The 21,470-nt window shown below is 67.5% G+C and carries 26 protein-coding genes and 1 tRNA gene; 8 read left to right on the forward strand and 19 right to left on the reverse strand.

The features are described 5' to 3' along the window. Window positions 1-7: 7 nt before the first annotated feature. Both I4U41_RS08795 and I4U41_RS08800 read right to left on the reverse strand, forming a co-directional pair. The gene (locus tag I4U41_RS08795) at window positions 8-217 is read right to left on the reverse strand and encodes a hypothetical protein (protein ID WP_206860770.1); all 210 of its coding nucleotides are present in this window, start codon (window positions 215-217) and stop codon (window positions 8-10) included. Between the two features lie 143 nt (window positions 218-360). Then, window positions 361-1,056, reverse strand: coding sequence for an FMN-dependent NADH-azoreductase (locus I4U41_RS08800; RefSeq protein WP_206860771.1), 696 nt, complete (start codon window positions 1,054-1,056; stop codon window positions 361-363). A 39-nt stretch (window positions 1,057-1,095) separates the two neighbouring features. On the opposite strand from I4U41_RS08800, the gene I4U41_RS18520 reads away from it, so the two are divergent. Then, on the forward strand, window positions 1,096-2,070 hold the full coding sequence (locus I4U41_RS18520) for a LysR family transcriptional regulator (RefSeq protein WP_425492527.1): 975 nt from the start codon (window positions 1,096-1,098) through the stop codon (window positions 2,068-2,070). On the opposite strand, the gene I4U41_RS08810 is transcribed toward I4U41_RS18520, so the two are convergent. The 8 genes from I4U41_RS08810 to I4U41_RS08845 form a co-directional block, all read right to left on the reverse strand. Further along, the gene (locus I4U41_RS08810; protein WP_206860772.1) at window positions 2,067-2,387 is read right to left on the reverse strand and encodes a hypothetical protein; all 321 of its coding nucleotides are present in this window, start codon (window positions 2,385-2,387) and stop codon (window positions 2,067-2,069) included. The genes I4U41_RS18520 and I4U41_RS08810 overlap by 4 nt on opposite strands. Further along, window positions 2,384-2,695 carry a hypothetical protein gene (locus I4U41_RS08815; RefSeq protein ID WP_206860773.1) on the reverse strand — a complete coding sequence of 104 codons (312 nt, stop codon included), beginning with the start codon at window positions 2,693-2,695 and terminating at the stop codon, window positions 2,384-2,386. Before I4U41_RS08815 ends, I4U41_RS08810 begins: the two co-directional genes overlap by 4 nt. Then, window positions 2,695-3,195, reverse strand: a complete 501-nt coding sequence (locus tag I4U41_RS08820) for a glycoside hydrolase family 24 protein (RefSeq protein WP_206860774.1) — start codon at window positions 3,193-3,195, stop codon at window positions 2,695-2,697. Before I4U41_RS08820 ends, I4U41_RS08815 begins: the two co-directional genes overlap by 1 nt. 553 nt (window positions 3,196-3,748) lie before the next feature. Then, window positions 3,749-4,108: a helix-turn-helix domain-containing protein gene (locus I4U41_RS08825; protein ID WP_206860775.1), complete on the reverse strand. Its 360-nt coding sequence runs from the start codon at window positions 4,106-4,108 to the stop codon at window positions 3,749-3,751. Beyond that, window positions 4,105-4,407, reverse strand: a complete 303-nt coding sequence (locus I4U41_RS08830; RefSeq protein WP_206860776.1) for a type II toxin-antitoxin system HigB family toxin — start codon at window positions 4,405-4,407, stop codon at window positions 4,105-4,107. The genes I4U41_RS08825 and I4U41_RS08830 overlap by 4 nt, the downstream gene beginning before the upstream one ends. Window positions 4,408-4,445: 38 nt before the next feature. Beyond that, window positions 4,446-4,655, reverse strand: a complete 210-nt coding sequence (locus I4U41_RS08835; RefSeq protein ID WP_206860777.1) for a helix-turn-helix transcriptional regulator — start codon at window positions 4,653-4,655, stop codon at window positions 4,446-4,448. Continuing rightward, window positions 4,652-5,254 (reverse strand): N-6 DNA methylase, encoded by a 603-nt coding sequence (locus tag I4U41_RS08840; protein ID WP_206860778.1) that lies wholly within the window; start codon window positions 5,252-5,254, stop codon window positions 4,652-4,654. Before I4U41_RS08840 ends, I4U41_RS08835 begins: the two co-directional genes overlap by 4 nt. Before the next feature lie 64 nt (window positions 5,255-5,318). Further along, on the reverse strand, window positions 5,319-5,792 hold the full coding sequence (locus I4U41_RS08845) for a hypothetical protein (protein WP_206860779.1): 474 nt from the start codon (window positions 5,790-5,792) through the stop codon (window positions 5,319-5,321). Between the two features lie 123 nt (window positions 5,793-5,915). Between I4U41_RS08845 and I4U41_RS08850 the strand changes: the two genes are divergently transcribed. From I4U41_RS08850 to I4U41_RS08860, 3 genes are all read left to right on the forward strand, one after another. Then, the gene (locus tag I4U41_RS08850; RefSeq protein ID WP_206860780.1) at window positions 5,916-6,434 is read left to right on the forward strand and encodes an OB-fold protein; all 519 of its coding nucleotides are present in this window, start codon (window positions 5,916-5,918) and stop codon (window positions 6,432-6,434) included. 209 nt (window positions 6,435-6,643) lie between these two features. Beyond that, complete coding sequence (locus tag I4U41_RS08855) at window positions 6,644-6,880, forward strand: RuvC family protein (RefSeq protein ID WP_206860781.1); 237 nt, start codon at window positions 6,644-6,646, stop codon at window positions 6,878-6,880. Between the two features lie 278 nt (window positions 6,881-7,158). Further along, window positions 7,159-7,770 (forward strand): hypothetical protein, encoded by a 612-nt coding sequence (locus I4U41_RS08860; RefSeq protein ID WP_206860782.1) that lies wholly within the window; start codon window positions 7,159-7,161, stop codon window positions 7,768-7,770. Window positions 7,771-7,892: 122 nt separating this feature from the next. On the opposite strand, the gene I4U41_RS08865 is transcribed toward I4U41_RS08860, so the two are convergent. Continuing rightward, window positions 7,893-7,982 (reverse strand) — tRNA-Ser (locus I4U41_RS08865). A gap of 139 nt (window positions 7,983-8,121) precedes the next feature. Continuing rightward, window positions 8,122-9,150, reverse strand: a complete 1,029-nt coding sequence (locus I4U41_RS08870; protein ID WP_206861599.1) for a LysR family transcriptional regulator — start codon at window positions 9,148-9,150, stop codon at window positions 8,122-8,124. A gap of 104 nt (window positions 9,151-9,254) precedes the next feature. On the opposite strand from I4U41_RS08870, the gene I4U41_RS08875 reads away from it, so the two are divergent. Beyond that, on the forward strand, window positions 9,255-9,836 hold the full coding sequence (locus I4U41_RS08875) for an FMN-dependent NADH-azoreductase (RefSeq protein ID WP_206860783.1): 582 nt from the start codon (window positions 9,255-9,257) through the stop codon (window positions 9,834-9,836). A gap of 325 nt (window positions 9,837-10,161) precedes the next feature. On the opposite strand, the gene serS is transcribed toward I4U41_RS08875, so the two are convergent. Further along, window positions 10,162-11,454 carry a serine--tRNA ligase gene (serS, locus tag I4U41_RS08880; protein ID WP_206860784.1) on the reverse strand — a complete coding sequence of 431 codons (1,293 nt, stop codon included), beginning with the start codon at window positions 11,452-11,454 and terminating at the stop codon, window positions 10,162-10,164. 135 nt (window positions 11,455-11,589) lie between these two features. On the opposite strand from serS, the gene I4U41_RS08885 reads away from it, so the two are divergent. Continuing rightward, entirely contained in the window at window positions 11,590-12,237 is a 648-nt protein-coding gene (locus I4U41_RS08885; RefSeq protein WP_206860785.1) for an energy transducer TonB, read from the forward strand. Between the two features lie 22 nt (window positions 12,238-12,259). On the opposite strand, the gene I4U41_RS08890 is transcribed toward I4U41_RS08885, so the two are convergent. The 5 genes from I4U41_RS08890 to serC form a co-directional block, all read right to left on the reverse strand. Further along, the gene (locus I4U41_RS08890) at window positions 12,260-13,744 is read right to left on the reverse strand and encodes an O-antigen ligase family protein (protein ID WP_206860786.1); all 1,485 of its coding nucleotides are present in this window, start codon (window positions 13,742-13,744) and stop codon (window positions 12,260-12,262) included. Between the two features lie 97 nt (window positions 13,745-13,841). Then, complete coding sequence (gene aroA, locus I4U41_RS08895) at window positions 13,842-15,152, reverse strand: 3-phosphoshikimate 1-carboxyvinyltransferase (RefSeq protein ID WP_206860787.1); 1,311 nt, start codon at window positions 15,150-15,152, stop codon at window positions 13,842-13,844. Further along, entirely contained in the window at window positions 15,149-16,333 is a 1,185-nt protein-coding gene (gene hisC, locus I4U41_RS08900; protein WP_206860788.1) for a histidinol-phosphate transaminase, read from the reverse strand. Before hisC ends, aroA begins: the two co-directional genes overlap by 4 nt. Then, window positions 16,330-17,502, reverse strand: coding sequence for a prephenate dehydratase (pheA, locus tag I4U41_RS08905; RefSeq protein ID WP_206860789.1), 1,173 nt, complete (start codon window positions 17,500-17,502; stop codon window positions 16,330-16,332). Before pheA ends, hisC begins: the two co-directional genes overlap by 4 nt. 106 nt (window positions 17,503-17,608) lie before the next feature. Further along, complete coding sequence (gene serC / locus I4U41_RS08910) at window positions 17,609-18,694, reverse strand: 3-phosphoserine/phosphohydroxythreonine transaminase (protein ID WP_206860790.1); 1,086 nt, start codon at window positions 18,692-18,694, stop codon at window positions 17,609-17,611. Between the two features lie 184 nt (window positions 18,695-18,878). Here serC and msrP point away from each other — a divergent pair, with 184 nt between their 5' ends. Together msrP and msrQ are read left to right on the forward strand one after the other, a co-directional pair. Continuing rightward, the gene (msrP, locus tag I4U41_RS08915; RefSeq protein WP_206860791.1) at window positions 18,879-19,847 is read left to right on the forward strand and encodes a protein-methionine-sulfoxide reductase catalytic subunit MsrP; all 969 of its coding nucleotides are present in this window, start codon (window positions 18,879-18,881) and stop codon (window positions 19,845-19,847) included. Between the two features lie 152 nt (window positions 19,848-19,999). After that, complete coding sequence (gene msrQ / locus I4U41_RS08920) at window positions 20,000-20,647, forward strand: protein-methionine-sulfoxide reductase heme-binding subunit MsrQ (protein ID WP_206860792.1); 648 nt, start codon at window positions 20,000-20,002, stop codon at window positions 20,645-20,647. Here the strand turns inward: msrQ and I4U41_RS08925 are convergent. Continuing rightward, on the reverse strand, window positions 20,616-21,410 hold the full coding sequence (locus tag I4U41_RS08925; protein WP_206860793.1) for an FHA domain-containing protein: 795 nt from the start codon (window positions 21,408-21,410) through the stop codon (window positions 20,616-20,618). The two genes, msrQ and I4U41_RS08925, sit on opposite strands and share 32 nt — an antisense overlap. Between the last annotated feature and the right edge of the window lie 60 nt (window positions 21,411-21,470).

The following is a 21,470-nucleotide window of genomic DNA, read 5'->3' on the forward strand; positions in this document are numbered from 1 at the left end:
GACGAAGTCAACGACGAAGACCGTCGCGGCGCGCCTCCAGACATGGCTCGCTGCGAAGCACCTTTTCGATCTTGTACGACGTCGTGGCGTGCGACATCGCCGACCGGCACTCCTCGACCGCGCGCCACTCGACCGCGATCGATCCCGTCATCACCAGCAATGTCGTCGCCACGACGCCCAGGATGAGCTGACGTCGGCTCGGGAATGCATCGGGCATTGGCCACCTCCTTATTCACTGGAGATATCGGCCGCCTCCCGCGGGACTTGTAGCCCGGGCAAGCGAAGCGCACCCGGGGCAACGTCGCGGGCCCTCATCCCGGGGGGGAGGAGCCTGGACTCCCGCGACATCCCCACGGGATATCACGCAATCACGCGCTCCCCCGCCACCTCATCCGCCAACCGCATCGCGAGCGCATCCACCTGCGCTTCGGCTGCCGCGATGGACGCGTGCAGGCGTTCGTCGGCGAACTCGTCGTACTCGATCGCGACCCGATCGACCGCGTCGATGCCGATGTACCGCAGCGGCGTGGCGACACCGTCCTCGACGTGGTTGCTCCCGGCAAGGCGCCCGCCGGGGTCGTAACCGTGGTCGCCACGCGAGCCCAGCAGCACCAGGCGCTTTCCCTGATTCGCCAGCAGCGGCCAGTACGGCTCGCCGATGCGGCTGCGATCGAAGCCGAACGTGCGCCCGACGCGAACGATGTTGTCGATCCACGCCTTGAGCGTGGAAGGCATGCCGAAGTTGTACATGGGCACGCCGATGACGATGAGATCCGCACCCACGAGTTCGTCGACCAGGCGGTCGCTTTCGCCCAGCGCGGCATGCATCCACGGCTCGCGGCGCTCCGGCGCGGTGAACGCGGCGTGCACCCATTCCCCGGTGACCGGCGCGGGCGGCGCCAGCGCGAGGTCGCGGTAGACGACCGCATCCTGCGGCCGCCGCGCCCGCCACTGGCGGACGAAACGGGCCGAAAGGCGGCGCGTGTGCGAGCCGTGCGCCTGCTCGCCCGAACGGCCGGGACGGGCGCTGGAGTCGATATGGAGTAACCTGAGCATGATTCACCTGTGCCTGTAGGGTGCGCACAGGTTCAACGCATGAAACCCGCTCGTAAAACGATCATTTCGCATCCACCAGCTGCATCCAGTTCATCCATGAATGCACGCCGATTGCCGCCGCTGACCGCGCTGCGGGCCTTCGAAGCCGCCGCGCGGCACCTGAGTTTCAAGCATGCCGCCAACGAGCTGTCGCTGACGCCGACTGCCATCAGCCACCAGGTCCGCCAACTGGAAGACCACCTCGGCGTGCGGCTGTTCGCGCGCGGCGCGCGGCGCGTGGATCTCACGCCCGCCGGCCAGGGCTGTTCGCCGCTCAGAGCTGTAATCCTGAGCACAAGTAGGGCATCACCTGGTGGGTGGTGCCCTACTCCTCCAAAGCCCTGGTGGGGCATCGCAACCGGCTGGTGGCCGCAAGCGAACGTGAATCCATCCGTTCCCTTGGGAGCCACCCTCATGGCTGTCACCCAGATCGCGGACGTCGTCGTCCCCGCAGAATTCACCTCTTACGTCGTGCAGAACACGATGGAACGAACCGCCCTCTTCCAGTCCGGTGTCGCCGTTCGCAACGGCGAAATCGAGGCCCTGCTTTCCGCCGGCGCGGACATGCTCACCGTTCCGCACTGGAACGACCTGGGCAACGAAGAAGCCAACATCGTCAACGACAACCCCGCTGACGAGTCCACGCCCTACAAGATCAACGCCGGCAAGCAGATCGTCCGCAAGAGCTTCCTGCACAACAGCTGGTCGGCGATGAACCTCGCCAGCGAGCTGTCTGGCGACAACGCCCTGCCCCGCATCCAAGAGCGCGTGACCGCCTACTGGGACCGCCAGATGCAGCGCCGCCTCGTGGCGAGCCTCAACGGCATCCTTGCGGACAACATCGCCAACGACGGCGGCGACATGGTGCGCAGCATCGCTGCCGACATGGTCGGTGCCATCACTGCGAACACGCGCTTCAACGCGACCGGGCGTGATCGAGGCCACCGGCACCCTCGGCGATGCGATGCGACCTAGTCGCGATCGCGATGCACAGCGACACGTACGAGCACGCGCTCAAGAACGACCTGATCGAGACCGTGCGGCAGTCGGACGGCGGCTTCATCCAGACGTTCCGCGGCCTGGCCGTCATCGTCGACGACGGCATGCCGTTCACGCCGGCCGAAGGGCCGAATGCCGACGATGATGCGGCGGTCTACACCACGGTTCAGCAGCGCCTCGCGCACCGAATCGCCGGCATTACGCCGGATCCTGATGACGTCGATGGTGAAGACGACAATCGCTGCGCACAGCAGCATGTGCACCACCGTTGCTCCGACCTGCCAAGCGTTCATGTGTCCGCTCCGATCTTCCGCTTGAAACGCGCCTCCAAAGCCGGGATCAGGCGCGTTGCGAACAAGCCGATAAGGTGGGCGACGCCACCGCCCAGGTCTTGCGGCGATTTAGCAGGCAGCAGGTAGTGCATGACCAGCGGCGTGAGGAAGACGGCAGAGAGAAAGCCCGTCATCACCGCAACGACGGTCATAAGCCGGTTGAGGCCTTTCAGCCTGCCGAGCGAGAGCACGGCGCCAGCGAATCCAGCGATCGCCACCCAAGCCTTTGCGGTCAGGAAGGCGACGATGCTGCTCGATGTCGGTTCCATCACGTGGTTGCTCCAGGTTTGCCGGTGACGCGGCCGCCGGCGGCGACATAGGTCGGCGCCAGCTTCGCCATGGACACTTCGCGCTGGCCGTAACCGGCGCCGGGCAGGCTCGCCCATTCCTTCGCGCACTTCGCGATCGCCGCGTCGATGCGGCCGGCGCGCACGTCTTCCAACGCATCGCGGCCACGGATCAACTCGACGGCGCCGAGGTCCTGCAAAACGGGCGAGAAGTCGCGCAGCTTCAGCTGCTTCGCGAGGTTCTTCCACGTCTTGTTGAGGAACTGATAGCGACCGGCCGCCGTGCTGTTCACCGCGTAGCGTGGCAGCCAGACCGACTTGTTCGGGTGGCTGACGTAGCTGGTGAACAGGGCGCCGCCGACGAGCACGTTGTACCCGTCGTCGCCGCGCCCGGCGGTTCCCTCGCTGAAAGCGATCATGTCCAGGAACGCGCGGATGTTCGCGCCGCCGGTTCCGAGACTGGCAGCTGTGATCCGGGCCATGCGTTCACACCTCAAATGGCTTGGTCCACCGGCACGGCCCCAACTCCCCCGAGCCATCCACCGCGCCGGTGGACCAAATGGAAAAGCCCCGGCCTTTTCAGGCCGAGGCTGCGATTTTTGTGTTGCGTGAGCTTCAGCGCTTCGACGTAGCCGCTAGCTCCTCTTCGCTCAGCTGGGAGCGGTGCAGGTACTGACCATGTACTACGGGCAACTCGACCAACTGCGGTGCCCGGTCCACGTCCCATGTGGCACCTATCAAGCCCACGACGCCACCACCATGGCGCGCTGCCCATGCCGCAATCGGGATAACCGTCGGCCCCTCCGTCGCGGGGCTATCGAAGACGTAGTACCAGTCAACAGCGGGGCAGATTGAAACGTACATGGCGGGCACTCGCTCGGGGGGAGTCCCACCGTACTGAGTGCATGCAGCAAGCACCTTGCGAAAATGCCGTGCCCGGAATGCAGAAGCCCCGCACTGGGCGGGGCTTCGGGTCACAACTCTGCGACGATGGCGAATCTACGCCTGTTTCTGCGTCAACGCAATGACGCACCTTCAGTCGCCGATGAGACTTTCTGCCGGGATGCCGAGGTTACGGTGCAGGTTCCGGATCATGTTGATGGACAGGTCGCGCTTACCGCTCAGCACCTCGTAGACGCGGTTCGTGGCGCCGATGGACGGCTCCAGGTCCTTCACGCTGAGCCCGCCTTGCTCCATGCGGAACTTGATCGCCGCGATGGGATCCGGGGCTTCCATGGGGAAGCGGCGCTGTTCGTACGCCTCGACGAGCGTCGCGAGCACCTCCAGGCGCGCGCCGTCCTCGCTCTCCACCTCGGGATCGAGGTCGACGAGGCGCGACACCTCGGCCAGCGCGTCGCGGTAGTCCTTCTCGCTGCGGATGGGATTGATGTTCATGTGTGCTCCACGGTGGCTGCATCCACCTTGTCGTATTCGGCATGCGTGCCGATGAATTTGATGTAGACGACGCCGACGTTGTAAGCGACGGCGACGACAAGGCGGTAGTCGTTGCCCTTGATGTTGAACACCACGCGATTGCGAGCCACGAAGCTCGCGCTCGCATAGCGCGCCTTGATGTCCTGCGGCGTCGCCCACTTCGCTTCCTTCGCTTCGTCGTACCACGCCTTCAGCGGCTGCTCTGCGTCGGCGTGGGCTTCCCAGAAGCTCCGGAGGGTGCCGAGGGCGATAACTTTCATGGGTTGCAGCTTAGTCCCATTTTGGGACTATTGCAACCCTACGGCGCCGCCCGCCGCCCCAGCGCCGCCGCCCGCTGCTCGGCCTGCCGCATGGCCGTCAGCGTGAACTCGTAGCAGTGGCGCCACGACCGCCGATAGGTCGCTCCGGCTTTCGGAAACTTGCCCGCGTTGATTCGTTCGTAGATGGCGGTCTTCTTGAGGCCCACGCGGCGCATCACTTCGGGAAGACGGAGAAGGACGTCGGTCATAGCTGTTGCTCCTGCTGGTATGCGTTCCACGCGTGCTGCACGGCATGGAACTCGTCGGCGTTGCCGCCGTGGTCTGGATGATGAATTTTGCGAAGGCGCCGGTAGCTGCCTTCCGGGTCGGCCGGATCGAGCACGTCGCGCCAATGCGCGGTGCCGCCCGGCGCGGGCACATGCAGGTGCTGCTGGTAGTTCACGCCGGACTCCCGTACCGCCTCGGCGAACGCGATCACCATCGCGCCGGCACCACATGCCGGCTCGCTCACCGAAACGAATCCGACCTCCTCGACCCTGTCGCGGAGGTATGCGCCGTCGCCAATCGTGATGCGCGCCATCAAGCGGCAGACCTCGTACGGCGTGAAGAACTGACCGCGCGCGGCGTTGCCCAGGTCCAATTCGCCGAACACGCCGCCGAGCACGTCGGTCGGTCCGTCCTCCAGCGCCAGCACCAGGCGTGAGAGCATCTCTGGAAAGCGCTTCCGCTCTGCGGCGTCGTATTTTGCGATGATCTGCTTGTAGCGCTCCTCGCGCGCATCACGCTGCGTCCAGTCAACGCTGTCGCTGACGGCCAACGCCGCCATTTCGACGAAGTCGGCGAACACGTCCCAGAGGTGATGCCGGTACGCGTTCGCCTGCAGGAGCTTCGCGAGTCCTTCTGGTGTTGGCTCATCCGAACAACCCTCCGGCCTGACGATTCGCCGATGTGGCCGCGATCAGCGATCGCAGCCAGTTCACGGCCGCGCGGCTCTCGGCGCAGGGGCGATGCACCTTGTGATAGCTCTCGATCCCGAGTTCGAGCTGCTCGACGGCCGCCGCAATCGCGTCGCCTCGTGTCTGCTTGAGGACTTGCCGGTCGCTGAACGGCATTAGGGGGCTCCCCATCCCTTGGTTGGTGAACTGGTAGGAAACCGCCCAGGCCCACCCTCCAGGAACGCAGCACAGCTCAATCTCGGCTGGCTTACATCCCTGCCACGACTTTCGAGGGTGCGGACAGAAGAGGACCTCAGCGCCATTCACGACGACGCCGTACTCGTTCAGGACCACTTCGCGACCTTCGCCGCGGGCGATCAGCCCGCCGCCCGGCAGAGGCAGGTCGCGCTGATACGGCTCGGCAGAACTGATTTGGCGAGTAGCGCGCATTAGGCCACCAGTTGCCTGAACCCAATGACCCGCACCCATGGATTTTTCGCATGGATACCGGCGCGCGAACGGTCCATATCCTCCGACGGCATTTCTGCCGCATATCCACACGGAGGATTCGCAATGCGCAAGCTGTTGAAATGGATCGGGATCATCGTCTTAGCGCTGTTCGCAATAGGCGTGGTGCGAGTGATGCTCATGTCGCCAGAGGAGAGGGCCGCCGAAGTGGCGAAAGCTGAGGCCAGCCGCGCGGAGCGGCAGGCGGAGCAGGCGGCTAAGGAAGCGGCGGCAGCGGCCGACAAGACGGCCGAGGCGCAGCGCGTCGCCGATTCGCTGCCGGCGATCACGGCGGCCGAGTACGCGAGCGCGTACGAAGAGAACACCGTCGCGGCCGACGCGCTCTATAAGGGCAAGCAGTTCAAGGTGACGGGCACCATCGAGGACATCAACACGGACTTCATGGGTGATCCGTACCTGACGCTCCGCGGCACGAACGAGTTCTCGAGCCCGCAGTTCGGTTTCAGCAAGGCCAACCTCAGCGCCCTCGGCGCCCTGAAAAGGGGGGAGCGCGTCACGTTGATCTGCACGGGCAAGGGCGACATCGCGAAGACTGCAATGTCGGACGAGTGCTCGCTGCTCTGAGGCGTTAGAGGCCTTCATTCGCCCCTCCGCTCTCACGCCGCGCTGACCAGCTCGCGCGTGCCTGCTCGCGATGGCTTTGGCTGTCGCGGGCAGGCTTCGACACTGCCTCCGGCGGCAGGCATTCCGGCTGCCGCCGGGTGATCGCCGGCCATCCCGGCGCGAATGTATGCGCCGTAATCGAACAGGTTGGCTCGATGCCGGGGCAGGGCTTGGCGTCCACGTTCCGCTTCGGCCAGGCCGACGGCATCGTGCGCGGCGTCCTTGGTGCGTTGCGCATTGCGTTCGTGGAAGTGCCGCCGGCGACGTGGAAGAAGCACCTGCGGTTGGACGGTGCGGAGAAGGACGTGGCACGCAGCTACGCGATTCAGCGCTTCCCGGCCATCGCCGACCAGCTCGCGCGGAAGAAGGACATCGGCCGCGCCGACGCGCTGCTCATCGCCCTCTGAGCGCATCTAACCGAGCGGTCGCACGAGGGCCGCGTGATGGAAATGACCCCGCTGGAAATCGAAATCGAGAATGCCTGGTTCGCACTGGCGAAGCTGCCGGAAGGCGAGGGCCGGACGCTGTACCTCACCGAGGCGCGCCGCATCACGTGACAGGGCAAGCAGCGCGGTCGGATGCTGCAAGCCCGCGTCGAAGTCGGCACCTACACGCGCGCGGCGACGCTGACCAGCCTGCGCGAGGACGTGTTTTTCGTTGGCGAGCAGATGCGGAGGGCTGCGTGATGTCAAACGTTCGCGAAATGCTGGCTCGATTGAACCCCACCAACGTGCGCTTCGACATCGGCCGCTGTGGCGGCGCGCCGGCACTCACGGCGCAGGACATCGCCGCTGCGTTGGGCATGGTGACGCCCGGCCTCGGCCGGGAAGTGCTCATCGCATGCTGGTGGCCGGACGGATCTAAGCTCGATGGCGCATCGCTCGCGCGCCATCTGCTGGCCGTCATCGGTACCGAGTGGCAACGGCAGGGCCACGAGCTTGAGGAGGCCCGGATGGAGTTGTCGATCGCACAGACCTGCGCGGGCTGGCACGAAGTGGTGACGCCGGTGCTGCAGCGCGAGCTCACGCGCACTCAGTCGCGATGGGATGCGGCGAAGGCGGCGGCGTGGCCGCGCGAAATGCCGGAGATGCTGCCGGCGATCGGACGCGCCGCGTTGCATGAGCTGTGCTGGCCCGACATCTGCGGTAAGTGCGAGGGTCACGGTTCGCTGGTGGTCGAGAACCTGGTCCAGCAGTGCGACGAGTGCGAAGGCCGTGGCCGTATGTCGCTCAGCGATCGCACGCGCGCCCAGCTCGTCGGCAACCCGTGGCCGACGGTGGTGCATCGCGCTGGGTGAGGACGAAATCGACTCCTACATCGCCGCGTTGATGGAGAATCGAAACGGGGCCCAAGACGGGACCCGTCGCACGGCCGCCTAGCATAAGCAATTGTTTATAAAGGGGATTTTTTTAACAGATATGGCGGAGAGAGTGGGATTCGAACCCACGGAAGGTTTGACCCTTCGGCGGTTTTCAAGACCGCTGCCTTAAACCACTCGGCCATCTCTCCGGTTCGGCATCGCTTCCTTACATCGATCGCATCGTCCACATGGTCGCCACGTTGCCCGGCGCCCGCGATTCCGGCTTGCCCGGGATCGTTCGTCCGGGCCCTCAAAGGAAGCGGCCCGCGTGGTGCGGGCCGCATTCTCTCATGCCTCGGTGACGATGCGGGGGGCCGGCGTGGGGATCGCGGGCGTAGAAAGCTTCGCCACGTCCTCGGGGCACGGCTTGCCCTTGATCTCGCTGCACTGCAGGCGCGCGGCTTCGACGAGCGCGGGGGCCTTCTCGGCGATGAAGTCGATGAACACGCGCACCGCCGGCAGCAGGCCGCGACGCGAGGCGAACACGGCGTGGAAGATGCCCTGCGGCAGGCGCCAGTCGGGCAGTACGACTTCCAGTTCGCCGCGACGCACGGCCTCGGCGCAGATGGTTTCCGGCAGCAGCGTGATGCCCACGCCCTGCTGCGCCAGCTGCATCAGCATCGGGAAATCGAAGCCCATCACGCGCGGCTTGAGTTCGACGCGGCGCACGTCGCCATCGGGACCGTGCAGTTCCCAGCGCTGGCGCGCGTCGTCCTCGCTCATGCTGAGGGTGACGTGCTCGGCCAGTTCGTCCGGGTTCTTCGGACGGCCCATGCGCTTGAGGTAATCGGGGCTGGCGACCAGCAGTTCCTGGATCTGGCCGAAGCTGCGCATCACCAGGCTGCCGTCGTCGTCCAACTTGGAACGCACGCGCAGGGCGACGTCGATGCCTTCGTTGATGATGTCGACGCGGCGGTTACTCACCAGCAGCTGCACGCGCACCTGCGGGAAGCGCGCCAGGAATTCCGGCAGCAGCTTCGGCATCTGCTGCTGCGCCATGCCCACCGGCACGCTGACGCGGATGACGCCGCGCGGTTCGGCGCTGAGGCGGTCGACGACTTCGTGCGCCGCCTGCGCTTCGGCCAGCATGGATTGCGCGTGCCGATAGACGCTGTTGCCGACGTCGGTGACGGCGAAGCGGCGCGTGGAACGCTGCAGCAGGCGCACGCCCAGATCGGTTTCGAGCTGGCTGATGCGGCGGCTCAGGCGCGATTTGGGAATGCCGAGCGCACGCTCCGCGGCAGCGAAGCCTCCGTGCTCGACCACCATCGCGAAGTAGTACAGGTCGTTCAGGTCCTGCATGGCCATAATTCCAATTCCAGAACAGTTAGTGATATTTGACCAGATTTATTCCATTACAGCAACGATCTACCTTGGTCTCCGAGCCGGCACCCCGCCGATCGTTCCATTAGAGGCCCATCATGAAGCTCCTGCATCTGGATACCAGTGCCCTTGGCACCAATTCGGTCACTCGCGAACTGACCGCGGCCGTCGTGGCCCGCTGGCAGGACGCCACCCCCGACCTCACCGTCGAATACCGCGACCTCGACGCCGATCCGCTGCCCCACCTGACCGGCCGCACGCTGGCCAAGGCCGATCCGGCCCAGGCCGAGGCCGATGAGGCGACGCTGCAGCAGTTCCTTGCTGCCGATGTAGTGGTGATCGGCGCGCCGTTTTACAACTTCAGCATTCCGTCGACCTTGAAGGCGTGGATCGACCGCGTGGCCGTCTCCGGCCGCACGTTCCGCTACACCGAAGCCGGTCCGGAAGGCCTGGCGGGAGGCAAGCGCGTGATCGTCGTCAGCGGTCGTGGCGGCCTGTACGGCGATGCGAGCCCGGCGGATTTCCAGGAGGCCTACCTGCGCCAGGTGTTCGGTTTCCTGGGCGTGACCGACCTGGAGATCGTCCGCGCCGAAGGCGTGGCCTACTCGCCGCAGCACCGCGCGGACGCGCTGGCCGCCGCGCACGCGTCGATCCGTTCGCCTCTGGCAGAAGCTGCCTGAGGAACGCGATCGCCGGCTCACCCCTCCCCGCTTGAGCCGGCAAACGCTAACGGGCCCGCAGCGCGGGCCCGTTTTTTGCCTTTTTGAACCCCTCTCCATGTGCAGGGCTGAGAGCGCTTGAGCGGCGAAGTAATGGCGCTGATCAATCACGCCAGCCATCCATGGCGGTGCGGAACTGGCTTTCGGAATGTCCTGCCCGGCCATCCTGGCCGGTCGTTCGCCGTGCCACGCGGCAGTCCCGCGCAAGCGGGCCCGGCTCACCCTCATTCGCCCTTCGGGCACCTTCTCCCGAAGGAGAAGGGAAAAGCTCGGTGCGCCCGAGCCGTCACACCAACCGATCAACCCCACCCATATACGGCCGCAGCACCTCCGGCACCGTGATCGAGCCGTCGGCGTTCTGGTAGTTCTCCATCACCGCGATCAGCGCGCGGCCCACCGCCGTGCCCGAGCCGTTGAGCGTATGCACCAGCTCCGGCTTGCCGGTCGCCGGATTGCGCCAGCGGGCCTGCATGCGACGGGCCTGGAAGCTCTCGCAGTTCGAGCACGACGAGATCTCGCGATACGTGTCCTGCGACGGCAGCCAGACTTCCAGGTCGAACGTCTTGGTCGCGGCGAAACCCATGTCGCCCGTGCACAGCAGCACGCGGCGGTACGGCAGGCCGAGCTTCTCCAGCACGACTTCGGCGCAACGCGTCATGCGCTCGTGCTCGACGTAGCTTTCCTCGGGCTTGGCGATGGTGACCAGCTCGACCTTTTCGAACTGGTGCTGGCGGATCATGCCGCGCGTGTCGCGGCCGTGGCTGCCGGCCTCGGCGCGGAAGCACATCGAATGCGCGGTCATGCGCAGCGGCAGCGCGTCGGCCTCGACGATCTCGTCGCGCACGATGTTGGTCAGCGGCACTTCCGAGGTCGGGATGAGATAGCGCTTGTGCGCCGTTTCGCCATCGCCGATCGACGTGGCGAACAGGTCGTCCTCGAACTTCGGCAGCTGGCCGGTGCCGCGCATGCTGTCGGCGTTGACCAGCAGCGGAACGCTGGTTTCCTGGTAGCCGTGCTCGCCGGTGTGCAGGTCGAGCATGAACTGCGCGAGCGCGCGATGCATGCGCGCCAGCGGTCCGCGCAGCACGGTGAAGCGCGCGCCGCTGAGCTTGGCGGCGGTGTCGCCGTCGAGCCAGCCGTTGCGCGCGCCGAGCTCGACGTGGTCCTTCACCGGGAATTCGAACGTCCGCGGCGTGCCCCAGCGGTGCTGCTCGACGTTGTCGTTCTCGTCATTGCCCTGCGGCACGGACTCGTGCGGCAGGTTCGGCATGGTCAGCGCGATCGCCTCGATCTCGCCGCGGATGGCTTCCAGCCGCGCTTCGCTGGCCTTGAGTTCGTCGCCGAAGCCGGCGACCTCGGCCATCAGCGCGCTCACGTCCTCGCCCTTCGCCTTGGCCTGCCCGATCGCCTTGGAACGCGTGTTGCGCAGGTTCTGCAGCTCCTGCGTGCGGACCTGGATCTGCTTGCGCTCGGACTCCAGCGACTCCAGCGCGCCGGCATCGAGGTCGTACCCCCGGCTCTGGCGCAGGCGCGCGGCGAGTTCGGCGGGGTTGTGGCGCAGCAGGTTGGGATCGAGCATGGGAGCGGTCGAACGAGTGATCGAAGTCGCGATTATCGCGTGTAAGCGCCGTTCAGCGCGACGGATTGCCGAAATGTTCACGACCTGGATCGTGCGTGAAGGCAGAATCGGGGAAGGTTTCCCACCGGTTCACGCATGTCGACTCCTGCTCCCGCGCCGCACCGCCCCGTCTTCGACTTCGCCCGCTGGCTGCCCGCGGGGCGCTCGTTCCTGTGGGTCCTGCTCGCTTTCGTCGTGGGGCTGGTGCTGTTCGCGCTGGTGCTGTCGGCCGGCCGCAAGGACGACGATCTGTTCCGCGTCGGCACGCCACCGACCGCCGACGCGCCGGATTACGCCCCGCTCCCCGCACCGTTGCCGGCCGCGCGCGACAACGCCAGCGGCATGGGCGAGGCGCCCGGGCAGACACCGGCCGGCGAGGAAGAACGCCCGCGCCTGGTCGAAACGCGCCCGGCGACGCCTCCGCCGTCGCTGCCCCAGCCGGCCGCTCCGGCACCGACCGCCGCCGCTTCGCGCCCGGAACCGCTGGCCGGCCGCACGCCGGCGCCGCGCTATCCCACGCAGTCGCTGCGCCGGGGCGAGAGCGGCACGGTGATGGTGCGGGCGCAGATCGGTCCGGACGGCGTGCCGGGCGAGGTCGAAGTCGCCAACGGCAGCGGCTCGCGGTACCTCGATCGCGCGGCGGTCGATGCGGTGAAGCGCTGGCGCTTCCGCCCGGCGATGCAGGGCGGCCAGCCGACCACGGGAACGGTGATGGTGCCGGTCGAGTTCCAGGCGCAGCGCTGAGGCTACGCAGCGGACGCCGCCTTCAACCCTCGCGGGCGCGGCGTTCGCGGATCAACCCGTAGGCCATGCAGCAGCCCAACAGCAGGCCGAGCGGCGCACGCGCGTATTCGAACCGCCACAGCAGCGAATCGAAGTTGTTGGCGATCAGCACGATGCCGACGCACCCCGCGAGCCCCCAGAAGCTGGCGGTCGACACGATGCCCGTTCGCCAGGCGAGCCACAGCTCACGCATGAGCAGCGCGAACACGCCGAACAGCAGCGCGGTACCGACCACGCCCAGTCCGACCAGCATGTCGAGATAGGCGTTGTGCAGGTGAACGAAGTGCTCGGGGCCGGTGGGCAGCTGGGCGCGGTCGATCAGCACCGGGATCGTGTCGAGCCCCCAGCCGAACCATGGCCGTTCCAGGAAGCGGTCCACGCCCATCCGGTACAGCAGCATGCGGATGCCTACCGCCTTGTTGCCGGGGATGGCGGTGTCCAGTCCTTCGATGTCGCGCGGGAGCGCGAGCGGATCGACGTTCGCTGCCGGTGTTTCCGGTGACGCGATCGACTGATCGGCAGGCGTGTCCGCTGCGGGCGCCGGTGCGGCAACGGGCGCAAGCCTCTCCCCGTCCGGCTCCGGTGCGTCCTCCAGCAGCGCTTCCGCCCAGGCCGGCAGCAACTGGTCCGCCCCGTCGAAACGCAATGCGAAAATGCGATGCGCCGCCACCAGCAGCAGCAACGCGACCAGCACCGCGAGCAGGATCGGCTGCCACGGCAAGGGCCGCTTGCGCGGACCACGGGTGAGCGCATACCCGACGATCGCCAACGGCGCCGCGATCATGAACGACAGCCACGCGCCGCGCGACTGCGAGAACAGCAGCACGCAGAAGCAGCCCGCGTACGCGAGCACCGCCAGCACCAGCAGCCATGTCCGCCGCCGGCCGCGCGGGTAATCGCGCCAGATGCCGATCAGCAGGCACAACGTGAGCCAGCCACCGACCGCGGCGATCATGCCGCTGAGGTTCTGCGAGATGCCGAAGCGCGGGCGCATCTCGCCCGACCAGATCGCGGGCATCTCCGCCCAGGGCATGTGGTACAGCACCGCCGCGAGCAGGCCCAGGATCAGCACCCCCAGCAGCTTCGGGATCGCCTGCGGGCTCACCGACATCCACCAGCCGATGACGCAGGCCTGCAGCCCCAGGCGCAGCATCTTGGCGACCACGGTGAGCTGGTTCGACCAGCGCAGCTCCAGCGTCCAGGCCATGTAGCCGGCGTGCAGGATCATGAAGACCGCCAGCACGCCCAGCAGTTTCACCGCGGGATGCGCCGCCAGTTCCCGCCACGGCCGCTTGCCGGCGAACGCCATGGCGACCAGCGCCACCAGCGTGCCGTACTCCGGGTGCATGTTCGGGATGTGCCGGCCCAGGTCGTTGATCGCGAAGAACGCCTGGAACGCGATGCCCGCCAGCGCGATCCACGCCAGCGCGCGCGACACGCCCAGCGTGTCGGGACTTGCGAGGGCCAAAGCTCGACCGCCGAAGGAATCGCTTGCGTCGGGATCGGCGGATCGTTGCACTTGGGTCGGCGGAATGCGGCTGAGCAGGGGACGCGGTGAGTCTAAGTCACGCGCCCGCGGCCAGCCAGATACCGCTATCACGGGCCAGCGCATCGAACCCCGGGAACGAGGTCGCGACGTTGGCGACGTCCTCGATCCGCACCTCGCCCGACGCCCGCTGCGCGGCAACCGCGAAACTCATCGCGATGCGGTGGTCGCCATGGCTGTCGACCGTGCCCGCGCCCAGCGGCCCGGGCACGATGGTCGCGCCATCGGGATGCTCGTCCACCTCCAGGCCCAGCGTCCGCAGTCCCTGCGCCAGGGTGGCGATGCGGTCGGATTCCTTGACCCGAAGTTCCGCCGCGTCGCGGATCGTGGTCGCGCCGTCGGCGCAGGCGGCGGCAATGAACAACGCGGGGAACTCGTCGATCATGTCCGGCGCCAGTTCGCCGTCCACTTCGATGCCGTGCAGCGGCGCGTGGCGGACGACCAGGTCGGCGACCGGTTCGCCGCCCTGCTCGGTCGCGTTCTCCTCGCGGATGTCCGCGCCCATGCGGCGCAGCGCGGTGAGCAGGCCGGTGCGGCGCGGGTTCATGCCGACCGCTTCGAGCCGCAGCTCGGAACCCGGCACGATGCTCGCCGCGACGAGGAAGAACGCGGCCGAGGAAAAATCCGCCGGAACGTTGACGTCGGTCGCGCGCAGGCGCGCGCCGCCGGCGAGCTTCGCGTATCCCGGCGAGAACGCGATCGGCCAGCCGAACGCCGCGAGCATGCGTTCGGTGTAATCGCGCGTGGGATGCGGCTCGCGCACCACCGTGTCGCCCTTCGCATACAGCCCGGCCAGCAGCAGCGCGGATTTCACCTGCGCGCTGGCGACCGGCAGGGTGTAGTCGATGCTGACCAGCGGTTGCGCGCCGTGGATGCGCAGCGGCGGAAGCCCGCCCTCCTCCGCATCGATGCGCGCGCCCATGCGCGAGAGCGGATCGATCACGCGGCGCATCGGCCGCTTAGACAGCGACGCATCGCCGACCAGCGTGCTGTCGAACGCCTGCCCCGCGAGCACGCCGGCGAGCAGCCGCATGCCGGTGCCGGCGTTGCCGCAGTCCAGCGGCGCCGCACTCTCCCGCAGGCCGTGCAGGCCGACGCCGTGCACGATGCGCTCGCTCGCGCTGGGCGTTTCGATGCGGACGCCGAGCTGTTCGAACACGCGCGCGGTCGCCCGCGTGTCCTCGCCTTCGAGGAACCCGCGAACATGCGTGGTGCCTTCGGCGAGCGCGCCGAGCATCACCGCGCGATGCGACACCGACTTGTCGCCGGGCACGCGGATCGTCCCGCGCAACGGCTCGCCCCGGCGCGCGATCCAGTGCTGCCGGCTCATGCGTTCACCTGCGCGAGCACGTCGTCGACGGCCGCGAGCAGGCGGCGGTTCTCGTCGATCGTACCGACGGTGACGCGCAGGCATTCCGGCAGGCCGTAACCGCCCATCGGTCGCAGCACGACGCCACGCTTCGCAAGCTCCGCTTCGATGCGCACCGTCTGCGGCCCGAAGCGCACCAGCACGAAGTTCGTCTGCGACGGATACACGCGCAGGCCGCGCCGTTCGAACGCCTCGGCGAGCGCGGCGCGCTGTTCGGCATTGCGATCGCGCGCCCATTGCAGATGCGCGGTGTCGCCCAGCGCGGCCTCGCACGCGGCGAGCGCGGGGCCGTTGACGTTGAAGCTTTCGCGCAGGCGTTCCATCACCGCGACGAGACCCGGCGCGCCGATCAGATAGCCCACGCGCAGCCCCGCCAGCCCGTATGCCTTGCTGAAGGTGCGCGTCAGCGCGAGGTTCGAACAGGTCGCGAGCAACGGCAGCGCGGTCGCCGCGTCGGCGTCCGCGTCGGCCATTTCCGCGTAGGCCTCGTCCATCACCACGATCGCGTGCGCCGGCACCTTCGCCATGAAGGCGGCGAACGCCTCGCGGCCGAACCAGGTGCCGGTCGGATTGTTCGGGTTGGCGAGATAGACCAGCTTGGTGCGATCGGAAATCGCCGCCGCGATGGCGTCCAGGTCGTGGCCCAGCGGCATCGCCGGATGATCGTCGGGCAAGGCCGGCACGATGCGCAGCGTGGCGCCGGCGGCCTGCGTCGCGAGCGCGAACACGGCGAAGCCGTAACGCGAGAACACGACCTCGTCATCGGACCCCGCGAACACCTGCGCGAGCTGCATCAGCAGTTCGTGCGAACCATTGCCGAGCAGGATCTGTTGCGTATCGACGCCGTGCTTCACCGCGAGCGCGCGCTTCAGGTCGGCGCCGAGCGGATCGGGATAACGATGCAGCGCATGCAGCTGGTCGAGGATCGCGGCGCGCGCATCGGGCGATGGGCCATAGGGATTCTCGTTCGACCCCAACTCGACGAGATTCGCCTCGCCGAACCGCTTCCGGAACGCCACCAGATCGTGCCCCGGATCGTACGCCTTCAACCCCTGCACGCCTCGCGAGGCACGCGCCGCGAACCATGCTTCGTCGCGCGTGACCTGCATCGCGTCGGCTTGGGGATCGCGTACGGCGTTCATGCGATGGCGACCGGGTAGGAACCCAGCACCTTCACTTCCTGCGCGTATTCGGCGAGTTCATCGAGCGCGCAGCGCATCGCTTCCTCGTGCACGTGGCCGCCGATGTCGATGAAGAACGCGTACTGCCACAGCCCGGTGTGTCCGGGGCGCGATTCGATGCGGTTCATGCTCAGGCCGTGTTTCGCGAACGGCGCCAGCACGTGGTACAGCGCGCCGGGCTGGTCCTTGATGAACACCAGCAGCGAGGTACGGTCGTTGCCCGACGTCGGGAACAGTTCCCGGCCGATCACCAGGAAGCGCGTGGTGTTGTCGGGACGATCCTCGATCGGGCCGGCGATGGATTTCAGGCCGTAGACATTCGCCGCGCTGATGCCGGCGATGGCGGCCGCATCATCGGAGCTGCGCGCACGACGCGCGGCCTCGGCGTTGCTCGACACCGGGATCTTCTCCGCCTTCGGCAGGTACTGGCGCAGCCACGCCTTGCACTGCGCGAACGACTGCGGATGCGAATACACGCGTTCGATGCCTTCGATCTGCCCGTTGCGCGACAACAGGTGCTGATGCACGCGCAGTTCGACTTCGCCGCAGATCTTCAGCTTCGAGGTCAGGAACATGTCGAGCGTCGACTGGATCGTGCCCTGCGTGGAGTTCTCCACCGGCACGACGCCGAAATCGGCGTGCCCTGCCTCCACTTCCTGGAACACCTCCTCGATGCTCGCCAGCGGCAGGCCGTGGATCGAATGGCCGAAATGCTTGTAGACCGCCTGCTGCGAATGCGTGCCTTCCGGGCCGAGGTAACCGATCTTCAGCGGCTCCTGCTGCGCCAGGCACGCGGACATGATCTCGCGGAACAGCCGCACCAGCACTTCGTCGTTGAGCGGACCGTCGTTGCGATCGACCACGCGGCGCAGCACCTGCGCCTCGCGTTCGGGACGGTAGTAATCGACCGCCGCGGCGAGCTTGCCCTTGGCCTTGCCGACCTGGTTGGCGAACTGCGCGCGCTCGGCGATCAGCGACTGGATGTGGCGATCGATGCCGTCGATGCGTTCGCGCAGGGTGGCGAGGTCGAGCGGTGCGGCGTCGCTCGCCTGCACAACCGCAGCGGCGGCCCGGGTGGAGGCGCTCTTCGTGGCCTGCTTCTTCGGTGCGGCCTTGCCGGTCTTCTTCATGGGGTTGTCCGTGTTCTTGCTTCTGTAGCCCGGGTAAGCGAAGCGCACCCGGGATCCGGCACCTGGCCCGGGTGCGGCCTGCGGCCTTACCCGGGCTAGAAGAGCCTTATCCGTATCGCGACTGGAAATCGCGCATGAAATCCACGAGCGCGCGCACGCCCGCTTCCGGCATCGCGTTGTAGATCGACGCGCGCATGCCGCCGAGGACGCGATGGCCCTTCAGCGCCAGCAGCCCCGCGGCCTTGGATTCCTTCAAGAACGTCGCATCGAGCGCGGCATCGTGCAGGAAGAACGGCACGTTCATGCGCGAGCGCGCGGCAGGCGCCACGTCGTTGCGATAGAAACCGCCGGAGCCGTCGATGCCGTCGTACAGCATCGCCGACTTGCGCGCGTTGCGACGTGCGAATTCCTCGACGCCGCCTTCGGACAGCATCCACTTGAACACGAGCCCTGCGAGGTACCAGTTCCACGTCGGCGGCGTGTTGAGCATCGATTCGCCCGCCGCGTGAGAGCGGTAGTTGAGGATGTCCGCGCGCGGCTGCCCCGCGCGTTCGAGCAGGTCGCGCCGCACGATCACCACCGTGACGCCGACCGGCCCGAGGTTCTTCTGCGCGCCGCCGTAGATCAGGCCGAAGCGCGAAACGTCCAGCGCTTCGGCGGCGATCGAGGAACTGAAATCGGCGAACAGCGGCGCGTCGCCGACGTCGGGAATATCGCGGAATTCCACGCCGTGGATGGTTTCGTTCGCCGTGTAGTGCACGTAGGCCGCGCCGGGCGTCAGGCGCCATTCGCTGCGCGGCGGAATGTCGTGGAAGCCGTTCGCCTCGCCATCCGCGGCGATGCGCGCATCGACGTAGGTTCGCGCCTGCTTGATCGCGGTCCTGCCCCAGTGGCCGGTGACGACGTAGTCGGCGGCCTGCCCGGGTTCGGCGAAATTCAGCGGGATCAGCGCCTGCTGCAACGTCGCGCCGCCGGCGAGGAAGAGCACGGCGTAGTCGTCGGGAATCGACATGAGCGTGCGCAGGTCGGCCTCGGCCTGGCGCGCGACTTCCATGAATTCCGTGCCGCGATGGCTGATCTCGACGATCGAGGCGCCGACGCCGTTCCACTCCAGCATTTCCTCCTGCGCCTGGCGCAGCACCGGTTCGGGCAGGGTCGCGGGGCCGGCGGCGAAATTGAAGGCGCGGGACATGGGGCTCCGGTCAGCAAGGCGAAGAAGGGGTGAGCGACGCAGTATGCCGCACTGCAGCAGCCTGCGGATTCATGGTTTCGGAGGCAACTTTTTGCGCATCCGGCCCCTCTATAGTGGACGGGGCGCATGGTTGGCCACGCAACCGCCCTCCCCGCGATCCCACAACGCGAAAACCGGAACCGCCATGTCACTGCGCGATGCATTGAAGATTCCCGCTTCCGAAATCACCGACGAATCGGTCTATCGCGAACGCCGACGGCTGCTCGCGGCGCTCTCCATCGCCCCGGCGATGACGCTGTCCGGCTGCGGCCAGGCGGAACCGCCGGCGCCGCCGAAGGTGGCGATCACGCCCGGACAGGCGCGTTCGGGCTTCCGTACCGACGAGACGCCCACGCGCTACGAGGACATCACCACCTACAACAACTTCTACGAATTCGGCACTGGCAAGGCCGACCCGTCGAAGGCGAAGCGCACCCTGCGCACGAGTCCGTGGACGGTCGCCGTCGGCGGTCATTGCGCCAAACCCGGCAAGGTGTCGCTGGAGGACCTGCTGAAGGGCTTCACGCCCGAAGAGCGCGTGTACCGGCTGCGCTGCGTCGAGGGCTGGTCGATGGTGATCCCGTGGCTCGGCGTGCCGCTGGCGGGCGTGCTCAAGCGCTTCGAACCGACCGCGCAGGCGAAGTACGTCGCCTTCACCACGATCGCCGATCCGAAGCAGACGCCGGGCGTGGTCTGGCCGTCGCTGGACTGGCCGTACCGCGAGGGCCTGCGCATCGACGAGGCCATGCACCCGTTGACGCTGCTGGCCACCGGCATCTACGGCAAGCCGCTGCTGCAGCAGAACGGCGCGCCGCTGCGGCTGGTGGTGCCGTGGAAGTACGGCTTCAAGAGCATCAAGTCGATCGTCGCGATCGATTTCGTCGAGAAGATGCCCGAGACCGCCTGGCACCAGGCACAGCCGAGCGAGTACGGGTTCTTCTCCAACGTCAATCCGAGCGTCGACCATCCGCGCTGGAGCCAGAAGACCGAACGCCGCATCGCCGGCACCGCGAGCAAGCTGTTCGCCGAACGCATTCCCACGCGGATGTTCAACGGGTACGCGGAGCAGGTCGGCGGGATGTATCGCGGGCTGGATCTGAAGAAGTGGTTCTGACGCAGTGGTTCTGAAAGCGCGGCGCTTTGAAGCCCTCCCCTTCACGGGGAGGTTGGGCGATGGTGTCCGCTCTCCACTCTCGTGCTGCTCTCCCACCGACTGACACCCTCCCCACCCCGGCCCTCCCCTTGAACGGGAGGGAGAAAAAGCACATGCCGCCACGCGCCTCGAACCCGCTCATCGCCACCAAAACCCTCGTCCACGCCCTCGCGCTCACCCCGGCCGCGATCCTCGCCTGGCAGATCCGCGCGGAGTTCCTGACCGGCAGCGGCGGCCTCGGCGCCGATCCGGTGGCCGAGATCGAGCACCGCCTGGGCCTGTGGGCGCTGCGCTTTCTGATGATGACGCTGGCGATCACGCCGCTGCGGCAGATCACCGGACAACCGGTGCTGCTGCGCTTCCGCCGCCTGCTGGGGCTGTATGCGTTCGCCTACGCGACGCTGCACTTCAGCGCCTACCTGGTGCTCGACCTGCGCGGCTACTGGACGCAGATCTTCGAGGAGATCGCCAAGCGGCCGTACATCACCGTCGGATTCGCCGCATGGCTGCTGCTGGTGCCGCTGGCGCTGACCTCGACGCAGGCGGCGATCCGCCGGCTGGGCCGCAACTGGGCGCGGCTGCACAAGCTGGTCTACGCCATCGGCGTGCTCGCGGTGCTGCACTTCTGGTGGCTGGTGAAATCCGACGTCCGCGAGCCCGCGCTGTACGCGGGGATCCTCGCGGTGCTGCTGGGCTGGCGCGGCTGGAACGCGCTGAACAAGCGCAGGCTCAGCGCGCGCCGTAAAGCAGCAGCAGGCTGAGCGCCGCCGACAGCAGGATCGCCGCCAGCAGCAGCCACGGAATGCGCCGCGCCGAGCGCTGGATCGTCGGCGCCGCGCGCGTCTCCTCCACGACCGGCACGCGCGGCTTGGGCGCCGGCGCGTCGGGCGCGACGCTGCGCTGCATCGGCGCCTCGACCACGAACCGGTGCTGGCTGCCGAACACCACCTGGTCGCCCGCCTGCAGCAGCGCATGCCGCACCGGCCGGCCGTTGACCAGGCTGCCTTCGACCGAGCCCATGTCGCGCAGGATCACGCCATCGGCATGCGCTTCCAGGCGGGCGTGGCGGTCGGCGAAATCGGGATCGCCGACGCGGATGTCGCACTCGCCGGCGCGGCCCACCAGTCGCGGCGCGTCCAGTGTGAAACTGCGGCCGTGGTGCGGACCGGCGACGCCGCGCAGCAGCATGCGCGAGTCGGTGCCGCCAGCGAATCCATAGTCGGCCGGCGCCGGCAGCGGATCGCCGCCCAGCAGCACCAGCTCCACGCCGTCGATGAAGATCGCGTCGCCGACGCGCAGCATCGCCATGCGCTTCACCGGACGGCCGTTGACGTGCAGGCCGGGCGCGCCTTCGCGCACCTGCAGCCAGACGCCGCGACGGTCCACGCAGATCTGCGCGACGGCGGCATCGGGCGCGACCTGCGCCAGTTGACCGTTGCGGTCGTAGCCAATGGCATGCACGCCCGGCCCGAGGGACAGGTCGGCATGTTCGCGGTTCTGGAAGCGCAGGCGGAGGGCAGTCACGTCCGCGCAATCTAGCAGAAGCCCGCGCACCTTCGGCAGGGGCCCGCGCACTTGGAATGC

The organism is Lysobacter changpingensis (assembly GCF_017308985.1).
In the GTDB taxonomy this organism is placed as follows: domain Bacteria; phylum Pseudomonadota; class Gammaproteobacteria; order Xanthomonadales; family Xanthomonadaceae; genus Lysobacter_J; species Lysobacter_J changpingensis.

Excerpts from the sequence above, each read along its gene's own strand:
- I4U41_RS08825 (WP_206860775.1), bottom strand. The coding sequence starts at position 4,108 with ATGAACATCAATCCCATCCGCAGCGAGAAGGACTACCGCGACGCGCTG.
- I4U41_RS08875 (WP_206860783.1), top strand. The coding sequence starts at position 9,255 with ATGAAGCTCCTGCATCTGGATACCAGTGCCCTTGGCACCAATTCGGTC.
- aroA (WP_206860787.1), bottom strand. The coding sequence starts at position 15,152 with ATGAGCCGGCAGCACTGGATCGCGCGCCGGGGCGAGCCGTTGCGCGGG.
- I4U41_RS08810 (WP_206860772.1), bottom strand. The coding sequence starts at position 2,387 with ATGAACGCTTGGCAGGTCGGAGCAACGGTGGTGCACATGCTGCTGTGC.
- I4U41_RS08795 (WP_206860770.1), bottom strand. The coding sequence starts at position 217 with ATGCCCGATGCATTCCCGAGCCGACGTCAGCTCATCCTGGGCGTCGTG.
- I4U41_RS08845 (WP_206860779.1), bottom strand. The coding sequence starts at position 5,792 with ATGCGCGCTACTCGCCAAATCAGTTCTGCCGAGCCGTATCAGCGCGAC.
- serS (WP_206860784.1), bottom strand. The coding sequence starts at position 11,454 with ATGCTCGATCCCAACCTGCTGCGCCACAACCCCGCCGAACTCGCCGCG.
- I4U41_RS08860 (WP_206860782.1), top strand. The coding sequence starts at position 7,159 with ATGTCAAACGTTCGCGAAATGCTGGCTCGATTGAACCCCACCAACGTG.
- hisC (WP_206860788.1), bottom strand. The coding sequence starts at position 16,333 with ATGAACGCCGTACGCGATCCCCAAGCCGACGCGATGCAGGTCACGCGC.
- I4U41_RS08800 (WP_206860771.1), bottom strand. The coding sequence starts at position 1,056 with ATGCTCAGGTTACTCCATATCGACTCCAGCGCCCGTCCCGGCCGTTCG.
- serC (WP_206860790.1), bottom strand. The coding sequence starts at position 18,694 with ATGTCCCGCGCCTTCAATTTCGCCGCCGGCCCCGCGACCCTGCCCGAA.
- I4U41_RS08820 (WP_206860774.1), bottom strand. The coding sequence starts at position 3,195 with ATGGCCCGGATCACAGCTGCCAGTCTCGGAACCGGCGGCGCGAACATC.
- msrP (WP_206860791.1), top strand. The coding sequence starts at position 18,879 with ATGTCACTGCGCGATGCATTGAAGATTCCCGCTTCCGAAATCACCGAC.
- I4U41_RS18520 (WP_425492527.1), top strand. The coding sequence starts at position 1,096 with ATGAAACCCGCTCGTAAAACGATCATTTCGCATCCACCAGCTGCATCC.
- I4U41_RS08830 (WP_206860776.1), bottom strand. The coding sequence starts at position 4,407 with ATGAAAGTTATCGCCCTCGGCACCCTCCGGAGCTTCTGGGAAGCCCAC.
- I4U41_RS08835 (WP_206860777.1), bottom strand. The coding sequence starts at position 4,655 with ATGACCGACGTCCTTCTCCGTCTTCCCGAAGTGATGCGCCGCGTGGGC.
- msrQ (WP_206860792.1), top strand. The coding sequence starts at position 20,000 with ATGCCGCCACGCGCCTCGAACCCGCTCATCGCCACCAAAACCCTCGTC.
- pheA (WP_206860789.1), bottom strand. The coding sequence starts at position 17,502 with ATGAAGAAGACCGGCAAGGCCGCACCGAAGAAGCAGGCCACGAAGAGC.
- I4U41_RS08885 (WP_206860785.1), top strand. The coding sequence starts at position 11,590 with ATGTCGACTCCTGCTCCCGCGCCGCACCGCCCCGTCTTCGACTTCGCC.
- I4U41_RS08815 (WP_206860773.1), bottom strand. The coding sequence starts at position 2,695 with ATGGAACCGACATCGAGCAGCATCGTCGCCTTCCTGACCGCAAAGGCT.
- I4U41_RS08850 (WP_206860780.1), top strand. The coding sequence starts at position 5,916 with ATGCGCAAGCTGTTGAAATGGATCGGGATCATCGTCTTAGCGCTGTTC.